11 protein-coding genes are annotated in these 13,451 nt (G+C 36.3%); 4 read left to right on the forward strand and 7 right to left on the reverse strand.

Annotation, left to right across the window (positions count from 1 at the left end; all coding sequences use genetic code 11):
• Both RIV7116_RS29080 and msrA read left to right on the forward strand, forming a co-directional pair.
• Positions 1 to 702: an HAD family hydrolase gene (locus RIV7116_RS29080; RefSeq protein WP_015121914.1), complete on the forward strand. Its 702-nt coding sequence runs from the start codon at positions 1 to 3 to the stop codon at positions 700 to 702.
• Between the two features lie 8 nt (positions 703 to 710).
• Positions 711 to 1,178, forward strand: a complete 468-nt coding sequence (gene msrA, locus RIV7116_RS29085) for a peptide-methionine (S)-S-oxide reductase MsrA (RefSeq protein ID WP_015121915.1) — start codon at positions 711 to 713, stop codon at positions 1,176 to 1,178.
• 409 nt (positions 1,179 to 1,587) lie between these two features.
• Here the strand turns inward: msrA and RIV7116_RS29090 are convergent, their stop codons facing one another.
• The 4 genes from RIV7116_RS29090 to RIV7116_RS29105 form a co-directional block, all read right to left on the reverse strand.
• Positions 1,588 to 1,959: a hypothetical protein gene (locus RIV7116_RS29090; protein ID WP_015121916.1), complete on the reverse strand. Its 372-nt coding sequence runs from the start codon at positions 1,957 to 1,959 to the stop codon at positions 1,588 to 1,590.
• Positions 1,960 to 2,429: 470 nt separating this feature from the next.
• Positions 2,430 to 4,259: a bifunctional serine/threonine-protein kinase/formylglycine-generating enzyme family protein gene (locus RIV7116_RS29095; protein ID WP_015121917.1), complete on the reverse strand. Its 1,830-nt coding sequence runs from the start codon at positions 4,257 to 4,259 to the stop codon at positions 2,430 to 2,432.
• Positions 4,260 to 4,543: 284 nt separating this feature from the next.
• On the reverse strand, positions 4,544 to 7,129 hold the full coding sequence (locus RIV7116_RS29100; RefSeq protein ID WP_015121918.1) for a polynucleotide kinase-phosphatase: 2,586 nt from the start codon (positions 7,127 to 7,129) through the stop codon (positions 4,544 to 4,546).
• A gap of 54 nt (positions 7,130 to 7,183) precedes the next feature.
• A complete protein-coding gene (locus RIV7116_RS29105) occupies positions 7,184 to 7,459 on the reverse strand; it encodes a hypothetical protein (RefSeq protein ID WP_015121919.1) in 276 nt (91 codons plus the stop codon).
• A gap of 186 nt (positions 7,460 to 7,645) precedes the next feature.
• On the opposite strand from RIV7116_RS29105, the gene RIV7116_RS29110 reads away from it, so the two are divergent.
• Positions 7,646 to 9,061: a tetratricopeptide repeat protein gene (locus RIV7116_RS29110; RefSeq protein WP_015121920.1), complete on the forward strand. Its 1,416-nt coding sequence runs from the start codon at positions 7,646 to 7,648 to the stop codon at positions 9,059 to 9,061.
• 583 nt (positions 9,062 to 9,644) lie between these two features.
• Here the strand turns inward: RIV7116_RS29110 and RIV7116_RS29115 are convergent.
• Both RIV7116_RS29115 and RIV7116_RS29120 read right to left on the reverse strand, forming a co-directional pair.
• Positions 9,645 to 10,403: a tRNA(His) guanylyltransferase Thg1 family protein gene (locus RIV7116_RS29115; RefSeq protein WP_015121921.1), complete on the reverse strand. Its 759-nt coding sequence runs from the start codon at positions 10,401 to 10,403 to the stop codon at positions 9,645 to 9,647.
• Positions 10,393 to 10,842 (reverse strand): AAA family ATPase, encoded by a 450-nt coding sequence (locus tag RIV7116_RS29120; RefSeq protein ID WP_015121922.1) that lies wholly within the window; start codon positions 10,840 to 10,842, stop codon positions 10,393 to 10,395. Before RIV7116_RS29120 ends, RIV7116_RS29115 begins: the two co-directional genes overlap by 11 nt.
• A 182-nt stretch (positions 10,843 to 11,024) precedes the next feature.
• Here RIV7116_RS29120 and RIV7116_RS29125 point away from each other — a divergent pair, with 182 nt between their 5' ends.
• Positions 11,025 to 11,909: an alpha/beta hydrolase gene (locus tag RIV7116_RS29125; protein ID WP_015121923.1), complete on the forward strand. Its 885-nt coding sequence runs from the start codon at positions 11,025 to 11,027 to the stop codon at positions 11,907 to 11,909.
• Positions 11,910 to 11,992: 83 nt separating this feature from the next.
• On the opposite strand, the gene RIV7116_RS29130 is transcribed toward RIV7116_RS29125, so the two are convergent.
• The gene (locus tag RIV7116_RS29130; RefSeq protein WP_015121924.1) at positions 11,993 to 13,381 is read right to left on the reverse strand and encodes a 3' terminal RNA ribose 2'-O-methyltransferase Hen1; all 1,389 of its coding nucleotides are present in this window, start codon (positions 13,379 to 13,381) and stop codon (positions 11,993 to 11,995) included.
• Between the last annotated feature and the right edge of the window lie 70 nt (positions 13,382 to 13,451).

Below are 13,451 nucleotides of genomic sequence, written 5' to 3' on the forward strand. Positions count from 1 at the left end.
ATGAGCTTCATAAATAAATTTGATGTGCTTCTACTTGATGTCGGTCATTCCTTTATGTTTAAAGGTTATCGTTTCTTTGATACCGAAGATTTTGCAGCAACTTATCGTAATTTGGGCGGAATTTTATTGACCGATGAATTAGTAAATCAAATTATATTTACAGTGTCGAGGAAAATAAAAGCCGATGGTAAAAATCCAGCTTACTATGAATGTTTACCTTCAGTAATTAGTTATTTACAGAAACATCCTCAAGCTTCATATTTACCAGTAAACGAACTAAATTTATTAGAGCAAGTTTTTGCAAATCATGAAGTCGGAGTTATATCTGGGAAGCATGTAGAAGTTTTGCATCAATTGGCAAAAACTCATCGTTTGGGGATTGTCTCAAATATTTGGTCTAAAAAAGATATCTTTTTAAAAGAATTTGATCGAGTTGGTATTCGCGATCTATTCGAGATAATTATATTTTCATCAGATTTCGGTTGGATTAAGCCATCAACAAAACTATTTGATCGTGCAATTGAACATTTTGATGTTGAACGCGAAAAAATAGTTTATATTGGCGACCATATCATGCGTGACGTTGGTGGAGCAAAAACTGCGGGATTGTCATCAGTTTGGATTAACAAACGCGGCAAACAACTTAATCAAAGCATGGCAATTCCAGATTTAATTGTTAAAGATTTACAAGATTTAGTATAAAAATAACTATGAAAGCTACATTTGGTGCGGGTTGTTTTTGGGGAGTAGAAGCTGCTTTTCGCAGGTTAAATGGTGTTACTTCTACGTCAGTGGGGTATATGGGCGGACATTTTGAAAATCCCTGTTACCTTGATGTACTTTCTAGAATTACCGGACATGCTGAAGTTACACAAGTTGAATACGATGCTTCAATTATTAGTTACGAAGAGTTATTAGAAGTATTTTGGAAAATTCACGACCCTACAAGTTTAAACCGTCAGGGAGCAGATAGAGGAGACCAATATCGTTCCGTAATATTTTTTCATACACCAGAGCAAGAGGCGATCGCCAGAAATTCCAAGCAGCAGTTACAGGATTTAGGGAAGTACGATAAAGATATTGTGACTGAGATTAAACCAGCGATTCGTTATTGGTTAGCTTCAGAGGAGCATCAGCAGTATTTTGAGAAGAAGAATCAGCTTAGATTACAAGATTAATATAATTTCTAATTCCTAACTCTATTCATACTGAATAGCTTAAAAGTTTGATTCTTTACCACTAGTTTTAATATAATCCCGTTTATAATGAGATAAATACTTATTTTTCTCTCAGTTTTGTATATTTATTTGCTCAAAAAAAATATTTTTCTATGATTAACGGTTCGTGATATTATTATTTTAAAGGTATTTTATAAAATGGGTAGGTTTGACTCTTAAAAAAAAAATGCTTATATTCCCATTATAAAAATTATTTTCTACTATTTTAATTATCTCATATTTTGGACAACTTAAAAAAATTTGAATTTCATTATCAAAATGCAAATCAAAAGAACATTTGAATTTATAAACCTGATTTATTGAAAAAAACCGGGCTTCTAGATTCTCTTTGATATATTCAATATTGAATTTATTTAAATTTTTCTAAAAACTCAGTATCTATATACCAATTCTCATTAATAAATTCGAGATTTTCGTCATATATTAAACTTAGTTCACCTATTCTTACGTGATTATTATTTATTAGATTTTGAAGTATAAATTTCAGTTGAATAAATTTTTGATTTCGGTTGAGTCCGATAGAACTACTAATTAATTCTGTTTCTAAGTTACTTGGTAAAGTAATTTCTTCATAATAGTTATCGCTTTCATCCCAGTAACCGCAAACCTTATAATCACATAACTCTAAGTGTTCTTTAATTAGTGCATTGGCATCAATATTTTCTAATACTTCAGTAAAATCATGCCAAACTTGGTGATTTTTTAACTCTACAAAAGTCATATATTTTAATTAATATTCTGTTACTAAACTAGGAAAATGTAGTACTTCATCTATAAATTTTGCATGGAAACGTTTATCCCCACCTTTACCCAAAACTTTTGATTTCAAATCGAAATCAACTTCTTGGGAAGGTAAAAGTCCAATATTACCTCGTGGCGAAACAACTTCTTTTTCAATTGCTTTTAAATGCTTGCTATTTTGGTCGTACTTTAATCCTATCTTAATTTGTTCTGAGCTAAAGGAAACTAGTAATCCATCAGTTTCTCGTAAATTTCATCCGGTTGAATATCCGCCCATTGCCTGGGTAGACTTTCAATTGAATATTTTAGTTAACTAACAGGTCAGATATACAGTGATAGGATAAGTGGTTTAATACAAATAATTATCCTCAAAAAAATCGACCGCCTTCGGTAGGGAAAAGGGTAAAGAAAAAAGAGCAAAACGCAAAAGGGGAAAAGTGTAAAGGGCTACTAAAAGTCCCTCCCGACGGCACACACCACACGGAAACCAATAAGGAGGCTGATGTAGTCGCGCGCAGTGTCGCTGTAGCGAGACGCGGAACGGCAGTTATTAGGACTGACGTACCAGGAACCGCCCCGCAGCACCATAAGAGAATCATCACCATTCTTAACCCAAGCACTACCATCATTAGGTGCGCCATTATAATTACCATGCCAGGTATCTTGACACCACTCCCAGACATTACCGTGCATATCGCACAAACCAAAAGCATTGGGAGGGAAATTACCTACTTCTGTTGTTTGTTCGCGATATTTACCCTTGGGTTCGTTAGCATAGGTTTTTGTGCCAGCGTAATTAGCTAAATCGGTGGTGATTGTCTCCCCAAAGTGAAATGGTGTAGTAGTACCAGCCCGACAAGCATATTCCCACTCGGCTTCACTGGGTAAGCGGTATTTTCTTCCGGTTTTCTCTGTTAATTTCTGACAAAATTCCGTCGCTTCATTCCAACTTACTTGTTCTACAGGGCGTTTTTCTCCTTCGAAATGAGAAGGATTTAGACCCATAATTGTTTGATACTGTGCTTGGGTAACTGCAAATTTACCCATGAAGAAAGGTTTAACAGTCACTTGATGCTGAGGACTTTCCCTATCTCGTCGTTCTTTCTCATCTGCTGGCGAACCCATAAGAAATTCACCACCGGGTATTTCTGCCATTTCTAGGGTGACACCGTTACCTAAGTCTTCTGCAAAGTATTTAGCGCTGCCAGATTGACGATTGATGATGTTTCCACTTGCATTAACTGTTACTGTTTCAAAATCAAATGTTTCTAGATTTAATGTTTCTAGATTTGATTTTGAAACACTATCAAATAATGTCTTCCCTCCAGCAGTAAGTAGAAAACCACCACCTGCAAAACCAAGGATTTGAAGAGTTTTCCGACGTGAAAAGTTAATTGGTGATTTTGGTTTTGTTGGTTGTGATGATGAAGGTATTGGTGGATTTAGCTGTGTAGACGGTATAGGTGGTATTGATTGTGCTTGTGAAATCAGCCCTTGCAATGCATCTGTTGCAGAAGAGTAACGCAAACTATAATGACGGCGTACCATTTTGCTAATTACTTCTGCGAGATTTTGACTAACTTGCGCTTGCTCTAACCAAATTACTTCACCAGTTTGGGGATTTTCTTCTAATTCAAAGGGTTGAAGTCCAGTTAAAGCTTGAATGGCAGTCATTCCTAATGCGTAAACATCACTGGCTAAACAAGGTTTTCCTAAACCCTGCTCTGTTGGCATAAATCCTGGTGTACCAATTACCACGCTTGATGCTATTTCACCACGGGAGTTTAACATTAAACTTCCCAATTCTTTGACAGCACCAAAGTCAATCAGAAATATTCTGCCATCTTCTTGACGACGCATTAAGTTTTGGGGTTTGATATCCCGGTGAATTACTCCATATTTATGTACAAATGATAATACTTCTAAAATATCTTTTAATAATTTGCTGACATAATCTTCACTCAGTCGCTTTCCTGGAGATATTTCTTGACTTAAATCGTGTCCTTGAATATATTCTTGAACAATATAGAGATTATCTTCTTCTTGAAAATGCGCTAATAGCTGGGGTATTTGGAGATGTTTTCCCAACTTCTCTAAAATCGCGGCTTCTTTATTAAAAAAATCTATGACTCGCGGATGGGTTTGGTTTGGACGTAGTTGTTTGACTACACATAGAGGTTTGCTCGGTTGCATAATATCCCTTGCGAGATAGGTGATTGCAAAACCACCTCCACCTAATGTTTCAGTAACTTCGTAACGTCCTACTAAAGTCGTCACCATTCCCTAATCTCCCCAATTTCCCATAGAACAGAGTTTAAATGTCTTATACAAAATTTTGCAAGTTGTTTGAAATTGTTTTGTTGATAAATTTACAAGAAATATTGATAAAATTTTTTAGAAGTTTATTTAAATTTATACAATGCTTTGGGGAAATTTTTCGGTAAACCTGAATTCTCGATACACATCAAAATATGGGGAGACGTTGCAATGCAACGTCTCTACACCTCTTTAATTTTTTCCTCTGCGCTCTCTGCGTCTCTGCGGTTTTTCAATCGATATTTCCCCTACAACCTCGGATCAACCGCTTCACTCTCCAGAGCCAAAACCCCAAATACGCATTCATGCACCCGTCGTAATGGCGCATTTGCCACAAATCTTTCCAATGCTTCCACACCCAAAGCAAATTCTCGCATCGCTAAGGAGCGTTTCAAAGATAACCCCCGTTTTCTCAATCGTTCTAAATTCTCTTCAGTAGTATATTCAGCACCGTAAATAATCCGCAGATATTCTTTACCGCGACATTTCACCGCTGGTTGCAAAATTCCCCGTTTACCTTTGACAATAAATTGCAACGGTTTAACAACCATCCCCTCACCACCTTTTGTTGTCATTTCTTCCCACCAATGGGTTCCTTCTGCTTCGCTGCTGGGGTCGTTTAAATCTATAATTTTGTAATTAGTAGCCATTAATAGTTCGGAATTGGCTGTTTCTAAAATTGCAGCTTGTTCCATGTGCCAGGAATGGTTTTTATCGATATGTACTGCACCTTCTGTAGCTAAAATATGAAATGGTGCGAGTTTGATATCGGAAATATCCTTAACTTCCCAACAGTAGCGACGGTAAGCGTCTACATATTGATTTGCCATTTCTTGACGCTGTTGAAATTTTTCAAGTAACAAGTTAACTTCAACACCATTTTGACTGGCTTGTGTAAGTACATTTATGGCATTACTTAAAGCGGGACGAGAAGCCGCACCAACTGCTGCATATTGACTTCGGATTAATCCTTGAGCTTTCGCCGACCAGGGCATAAGTTCGCAATCGAGACATACCCAATCGGTATTTAATCTCGACCAAAAATCACTGTCACTAAGCGCTTTATTTACACCTGTGAGAAATTCCGCTTCTAATTCCGAATTATTAAAAAAGCGTCTGCCGGTGCGAGTGTAACAAATACCGATTCCTTCATTAAAAATTCCGAATTTTCTTTTAACAGCTTCCTCATCGCGACATACAATAACCACCGCTCGCGAACCCATGTGTTTTTCTTCGCAAATAACTTCAGTAACTCCTTGGTTTTTATAATAAGCAAAAGCTTCTTTGGGATATTCTAAATATCCGGGTAATTGAGAAGTTTCCACGGGTGACATTGTAGGAGGAAGGTAAATTAACCATTTAGGATTTGCAGCAAACCGACTCATCACTTCCAAAGCAGCAATGGAATTTTCTTCCCGAATCGTAATTTTGTTTTGCAAACGGACATTAATAATCCGCTTACCCAAGACATCATCAATATTTAAAACATCATCTAACTGCTGCTGAGAACTCATTCGCGCACCTGTTCCATTTCCCAAAGGTTTGACGGGTTCGCAATAAACCTTCGCAGCATCAACGCTTACCAATTCTCTTTCGGGATAGCGCAAAGCCGTTAACTTTCCACCAAAAACGCAACCCGTATCAATATCAATCGTATGATTCAACCATTCCGCTTCCGGCACGGGGGTATGTCCGTAAACTACCATCGCTTCACCGCGATATTCGGAAGCCCAATCGTACCTGACGGGTAAACCAAATTCATCAATTTCGCCGGTAGTTTCACCATATAGTGCAAAACTCCGCACCTTTCCCGAACCCCTTCCCTGCATTTCTTCACGCATTCCCGCATGAGCTACTACCAACTTTCCATCATCGAGGACAAAATGACTTACTAAGGAGTCAATAAATTTTTCAACTTCTTGAAGAAAAGGTTCGCGTACTTCTGGTGATAAAGCTTCAATTTCGGCGACAGTTTGCTCTAAACCGTGATTAATTTTAACTTTCTTGCCGCGTATTTTTCGTAACAGCTTGTGTTCGTGATTTCCCGGTACGCAAATAGCCGCACCCGCTTCCACCATGCTTTTGACAAGTTTTACCGTATCAAGAATCCGGGGACCTCTGTCTACTAAATCACCGAGAAATAAGGCTTTACGCCCTTCTGGGTGGGAGTAAATATGGGAGGGGGGAGAGGGGGTAGAATTGTTATTGGTAACTGACTTTTGATAGCCTAGTTTTTGTAATAATATTTCGAGTTCGTCGCAGCAACCGTGAATGTCACCAATGATGTCAAATGGTCCATGTTCGTGTTTGCGATTGTTCCATAATGGTTGACGTTGGATTTCTACAGCTTCGATTTCTTCGATAGAATTAAGCACGTAAACGTAGCGAAAACCTTCTTTTTGTAAACCTCTTAAAGAACGTCTTAAATTTTGCACGTGACGCTGAACTACATAAGAACCAAACTGTCTATCGGGACGTTGTTGATTGCGTTGATGACAGATATGTTCTGGTAAATTTAGAACTATGGCAACGGGTAAACAATGATATTCTCTTGCTAAGTTTACATAATATTTGCGGTCTTCTTTTTGAACGTTGGTTGCGTCGATTACCGTAAGTTTTGCTGCTGCTAAACGTTTATGAGCAATATAGTGGAGTACCTCAAAAGCATCCTTAGAAGCAGCTTGGCTGTTTTCGTCGTTGGAAACCAATCCCCGACAAAAATCGGATGATATTATTTCAAAGGGTTGAAAATGTTTTTTGGCAAAGCTTGATTTACCGGAGCCTGATGCACCGATGAGCGTCACTAGAGACAGTTCGGGGATAGTTATTTTCATAGTAATTTGGGTAATGGGTAATGGGTAGTAGGTAATAAAAGTTTATTGGCATTATTAGATACAAGGAAAACCTCTTCCTTCAAGAAAGTTTTGTTTTTCAAGTAAGTTTATAATAGCTTTCCTGATTGAGTCTGCTTGATAATTCTTTACTATAACGTCTGGCAGTATAGCGAATTCGTCATCTATCAAATCAATTTGATGAATATTGTTTTGAAAATATTTTGCACTCCAAATATTAATACCGATTTTTAAACCGTCGGAGAAAATTATTATTGCATTGTAGTATTCTTGACCAAAATCTTTATCTGTTTCGATATCATACTGTTGCACTTACAACCATATTTCATATTTTCTTTCTGAACTCTTCATTATTTTATCTCTGAAGTATTAGTAAATATATTGATTTTATTAAGTAGCGTTTGCTTTATAGATTATAAAAATAATATCTGGTATAAATAAATAAATTAAAAAATTGCTTAAAGCTACTTTTTTACATCATACATTTTCAAATTTAAAATGAATTCATTTGAAAATTGGCAAGGCTTGCATCATTTAGGGGTGACTCTTATAGAATTACAGCGCTTTGAAGAAGCATTGTTAATTTACAATCAAATTCTGGAGTATAAACCCAATCTTTATGATGCTTTAGTCTTTCGGGGAATGGCACTACAAGGATTAGAAAACTTTGAAGAAGCGCTGATTGATTTTGAAAGGGCAATAACAAATTCATCCCATTCTCATTATATTTGGTATGAGCGGGGAGTAAGTTTATTTAGACTGGGAAAATTACAAGAAGCACTCTCGTCTCTTGATATAGCTATAGAAATTCAGCCTGATTACCTCAAGGCTTTGTTATTACAGGGTATTGTGATGTTGGAACAAAAAAAATTAGAGCCAGCATTAATCAGTTTTGAAAAAATAATTTTAATCAAACCTAATTATCCTAAAGCATGGTATGAGAAAGGCTTAACTCTATACGAACTAGGTCAATTAGAAGATGCCCTTATGTGCTTTGATAAAGCAATCCAGTACAAACCAAAATTTGATTTAGCTTGGTATCGCAAAGGTATTACTTTATTTGATTTAGAACAATTAGAATCTGCTTTAATCTGTTTTGAGAAAGCAATCGAAATCGAGCCAAATGATGCAAATACTTGGTATGAGAAAGGTTGCACTCTATGGAAAATGGAAAAATTAGAATATGCAATTTTCTGTTTTGATAAAGCAATTGAATACAATCACGATTTAAACTTAGCTTGGTATCACAAAGGTATTGCGTTATTCGACTTAGGAAATTTTGAGTCAGCTTTGACTTGTTTTGAAAAAGCAATACAAATTCAACCCGATTTTTCAGAGGCTTTATGTAGAAAGGCTGAGATACTATATAGTTTAGGGCAGTTAGAAGATACGATTGATACCTTTAATCAAGTTTTAAAATTAGATCCACAAAATTGCCAAGTTCGCAATCGTCTCGGAACAGCACTAGGTAAATCAGAAAGATACGAAGATGCAATTTTAGCTTTTGATAAAGTAATAGAAATAGACTCGCATAACTATGCTGCACATTGCTTTAGAGGTTATACACTTCATAAATTACGAAGAAATGAAGATGCGATCGCAGCCTTGAATAAAGCAATAGAAATTAATCCAAATTATGATTTAGCATGGAAAATTTATGGTTCAGTACTCCATAAATTAAAAAGAAATGAAGAAGCAATTTTATTTTTCGATAAAGCCTTAGATTTGTCTCCAGATCAACCAAATATCTTATATGACAAAGCTTGCTGTTATGTAGCTTTAAATAAAATAGATTTAGCAATTCAAAATTTACAACAAGCGATAAATATTAACCCCAAAGAATTCCGCAAAAAGGTAAAAAATGAGTCATCTTTTGACAAAATTCGCAATGATATAAGATTTCAAGCTTTGTAGCGCTTAATAAACTCAAAATCTGAAGTTGCTTAATCGTGTGGATGAAATGGTGATTTCACATTTTCCGAGACTTAGCAGTTTTATGTTTCTATACAGATTTTGTATTTAATACAATCTTGTAGGTAAATGTAATTCATAGCTTGATTAAGCAACGTCTTTCCCTTTTGGAACGATTTTAACTAACAGGTTTTCAAAGCCTTACATAGTAGAGCTTTCAATCAAAGTCCAAAACATCTATATTATCTGCGCTAAATTTCTCCCCCCTCTATCCCCTCACTCAATTCGGTAATATTCCACCGGGAAGGGAGTAATTACGATATGTCATTGCGAGCTTTATGCTTCTGGAAAATAATTTGCATTTTCTGACAATTTTCTCAAATTTGATGATAGTGTAGTTGCCAGCCGGAGGTATTTGTTAAAAACAACCTGCATATTAAATTTGGGTAAATAGTTGTCATTGCGCGAACGCGAGCGCAATGACATTTCATCATTTTATAAGTAATTAACTGAATCTATTAATTGCTATTCACGATTGTTTAAAATTGATATTAAAATTTATAAAATATATAGAATTACAATAATTTCAATAACCAATAATTTTCCCAATAAACTGACTATAATCATCTTTCATCGGTAAATCCAATTCTCTTTTTATTCGCCGTCTTGTTGTAAAAACGGTTTCATCTTTAACGGGGTTATATCCTTCTTTTTCATATTCTTCCCAATACAAACCCATACCGCGTTTTTGCCAGTTAGGTAATTCATTGAAGTTAATTCCATGTTGAAATAATAATTCGTTTTTATCGGCTACCGATAAACCTTCCATAATGCTAGTAGCTTTGCGTGCTGTTTGTCCATCCCCACGCAAGCACCAATAACTGTGAGAATTAAGAGAATTTCGATGAGCATCTTGCTGTCTCCACCGGAAGTAATCTATTACTTGTTGAGTATTTGCAAGTTGAGAAATCCGACAGTCAAAACAACCCATATCTCCTAAAAGTAAGGAAAATTTAGCGCTCGCTTCTCCTGCTAAGACTGAGTTGATTTTGCGAGTTTTACGATTAAATGTTTCATCTTCTAAGCTAAATAGTAGAGAAATTTCATCACTTTGGGTATAACCATAAATAATATCAAAGCCGCTATTGATTAAATGCTCTACGGTATCTAACATATAGTCGCGGAAACGTTCATCGTAGGGAGCTTTAAATTTATGAACGTCTTTTGTTAAGCGAGTAAAACCGCGTCCATCTAATCTTGCTACGATATAAATCCCTGGTAATACGCAATAATCGTGAGCGGTTTCAAATACCCGCATTTTGGTATCTAGTTCGTCAAATTTCACGATTCCACTCCTCAACGATAAATGAATAATCTGGACGGGTTTTTACCGAGTATATTGCATCAAATCCTTCGGTGTAACTCGGTAAAGCTAATTTTTTGTAAGTTGATAAGATTCCTACTAAAGGAATTACTTTTTTACCGGAGCGTTGACTGTTACGTTGCTTGCAATCTTCTAAATTTGAATTAAAGTAATATCCTAACAGTTGAAAACCTTGTGCTTTGGCTGGAATAATGTAGCGTTGTCTATCTTCTACTGTAGGATTAGTGTTATCTATCACAAATCTTTGTTTTGCTGATAAACAAGCTTGAAAAATCAGCTTTTCTCGGTGACGAGTTTTGAGCATATCAAGATTAATTCTGATATGAGTATCGAGAAAGTATTCGCGATAAAAAGTTGATTTACCCGCTCCTTGAATACCGATGAATATGATTGCCTGCATTTTGTTGTATTAGTTTTCTCGTTTTCATTAAACCTTTGACTTATAAGTAGCAAGTGACGAGTATAGAAAATTCTACTTACATAATTGCTTGCTGATGATTTTTTTCATCGATACTTCCCTAGTTTTTCCCTATTCGTAGACTAAATTATAAATGAAATAAATAATTAGTCATATCGTAAATTATGAGCTTAACCGAACTTGAAGTAGTTTTAGAACAATTACGTAACTTTACTTGGGGAGAAACTCCAAGTGAAATGCGTGCTAATTTTGAAGCCGGTTTTTCAATGCCGTCTCATCCTACAGCGACAGTATCTGAAGTCAATTGTAATGGTGTAATAGCAGATTTAATCTCAACCCCAAAAGCAGCAAAAGACAAAATCATTTTGTATCTACATGGTGGTGGATTTATGGTTGGGAATCGCAAAACTTATCGACGATTAGCTAGCGATTTATCAGCAGCAAGCAACGCTCAAGTATTGTTAATCGAATACCGACTAGCTCCGGAATATCCTTTCCCCGCAGCACTCGAAGATACTTTAATCGCCTATAATTGGTTAATCAAAGAACGTGGTTTTAATTCTAATCAAATTGCTGTAGCTGGCGATTCTGCTGGCGGAAATTTAGCGCTTTCTTTGCTAATTTCGTTACGTTCTAATTGTGAATCTCTTCCCGTCGCAACGTTGTTAATATCGCCTCTTACAGATATGCAAAGAACTGGCAAAACGGTTCAAACCAAAGCTGAATTTGACCTGATGGTGTCGCCACAGTTATTAGATACAGTGGTAAATTTGTATTTGCCCGACGGTAACTTTAGTAACCCAATAGTTTCGCCAATATTTGCTGATTTATCGGGTTTACCACCAATGTTAATTCACGTGGGTAGCCAAGAAGTTCTCCTTGATGATTCGCTGCGATTAGCACGTCAAGCGGCTTTGAGTAATGTTTCAGTTGAACTTAAAGTTTGGAAAGATATGATTCACTGCTTGCATTTATTTGCACCGATTCTTACCGAAGGAAGTGAGGCGATCGCACAAGCTGGAGATTTTCTTAAATATTATCTCAATTAGAGGATGTTGAAAACGAAAGAGGATTATCAAATTCCGTAGAGACGTAGTACTGCTAAGTCTCTACATATTTTCTTGTTTTATTGTTAATTAATAACTGAAAACACAACCATTTGTGTCGGTGAACCTACTTCTAAATCTTCCTCTCCTATATTTTTCAATTCTACGCTATAACTAAATTTTTCTCCTACTTTTTTTGCCCAGTTTTGAAATTCTACTCTTGTCCATTCAAAGCGATGGTCTTTATGACGTAATTTCCCTGCTGGTAGACTTTCAAATTTAACGTTATATTCTATATTTGGTGTGGTTACTATTGCTATTTGCGGTCTTGCAAATTCAAATAAAACTCTTTCAAATGCACTCAATCGGGGCAAATCAAGATGCTCTATAACTTCAATTACCGCAGCCGCATCGTATCCGGTAATGCGTTTATCTCTGTAAGTTAAACTACCTTGAATCAACTGTAATTTTTCCCATTGATTGCGAGGTAAATACAAACGATCTAATCTTTCTTTAGTAATTTCTAAAGAGCGATAGGAAACGTCTACTCCAGTAACTTTTTCAAAATAAGTGTCTTTCAAAAGTAATTTAAGTAAATTTCCTTGCCCGCAACCCAAATCGACAACTTGTTTGGCATTATTCTGTTTTAATACTTCTACAACTGAATTCAAACGCTGTTGATTTAAACTTAAGGGTTTTTCTACAGCTGCTTCTTCTTTATCGTGATTTTCTTCAGCACTGTCTGGATCTGGTTCGTTGGGTTCGGTTAGTTGCGCTAAAGCTGCACGAGTTAAACGATACTGACGTTTGAGATAGCGTTTGGTAATCTCTTCCTTTAATGGATGTTCCTTTAACCAACCTTCCCCGTGACGCAATAGTTTTTCTACTTCTTCTTCGTTTACCCAATAGTGTTTGTTATTATCTAAAACTGGTATTAAAACATAAAGATGGCTAAGTAAAAGCGAAAGCGGTAAAGTGTTTTCTAATTCAACTGTGAAATATTTACTTTCTCCCCAATCCGGGAAAGTTTCATCTAAAGGATAATTTTGCAAACTTACCTGATAACCTAAAGGTTCAAACAATTCTCGTAGAAAGCCTTCACTCCCATGACAAGGTAAAACCGATATTTTTGCTACTAACGGTATCGCTGTTTCTACTAGCTCAGGTTTATCCTTACAACGCCCACCCAAAGCCGTACCAAATACTTGAGATATCGCAACGCTGAAAAATGAAGAAGCTACATAAGGGCGATCGTTTACATAAGCATCCAGCGTCAAAGTTCTCTTTCTAACTAGTTTTACCGGATTAATATCTAATAATAACGCTGCGGTACATCGTTGTTCGTTAGCTTCCGGGTAGAAAACATGTGCTTCTCCAAAGGGAAGCGAAAACGACTGACAGCGATTTGGATGTTTGTGGAGAAGATAACCCAAATCGGTGGCTGGTTGGTGGGTGGTAGCGATGGTTAGCAGCATTTTGTTAAAGCATGGGGAGACAGTCTTTAAGGTAACATTTTAGATATTTTTTTAACGCAGAGGAGGGCAA

It is taken from the genome of Rivularia sp. PCC 7116 (assembly GCF_000316665.1).
GTDB lineage: Bacteria > Cyanobacteriota > Cyanobacteriia > Cyanobacteriales > Nostocaceae > Rivularia.

Coding starts and splice junctions, on each gene's coding strand:
- RIV7116_RS29110 (WP_015121920.1), top strand. CDS start 7,646: ATGAATTCATTTGAAAATTGGCAAGGCTTGCATCATTTAGGGGTGACT.
- RIV7116_RS29125 (WP_015121923.1), top strand. CDS start 11,025: ATGAGCTTAACCGAACTTGAAGTAGTTTTAGAACAATTACGTAACTTT.
- RIV7116_RS29120 (WP_015121922.1), bottom strand. CDS start 10,842: ATGCAGGCAATCATATTCATCGGTATTCAAGGAGCGGGTAAATCAACT.
- RIV7116_RS29100 (WP_015121918.1), bottom strand. CDS start 7,129: ATGAAAATAACTATCCCCGAACTGTCTCTAGTGACGCTCATCGGTGCA.
- RIV7116_RS29095 (WP_015121917.1), bottom strand. CDS start 4,259: ATGGTGACGACTTTAGTAGGACGTTACGAAGTTACTGAAACATTAGGT.
- msrA (WP_015121915.1), top strand. CDS start 711: ATGAAAGCTACATTTGGTGCGGGTTGTTTTTGGGGAGTAGAAGCTGCT.
- RIV7116_RS29080 (WP_015121914.1), top strand. CDS start 1: ATGAGCTTCATAAATAAATTTGATGTGCTTCTACTTGATGTCGGTCAT.
- RIV7116_RS29130 (WP_015121924.1), bottom strand. CDS start 13,381: ATGCTGCTAACCATCGCTACCACCCACCAACCAGCCACCGATTTGGGT.
- RIV7116_RS29090 (WP_015121916.1), bottom strand. CDS start 1,959: ATGACTTTTGTAGAGTTAAAAAATCACCAAGTTTGGCATGATTTTACT.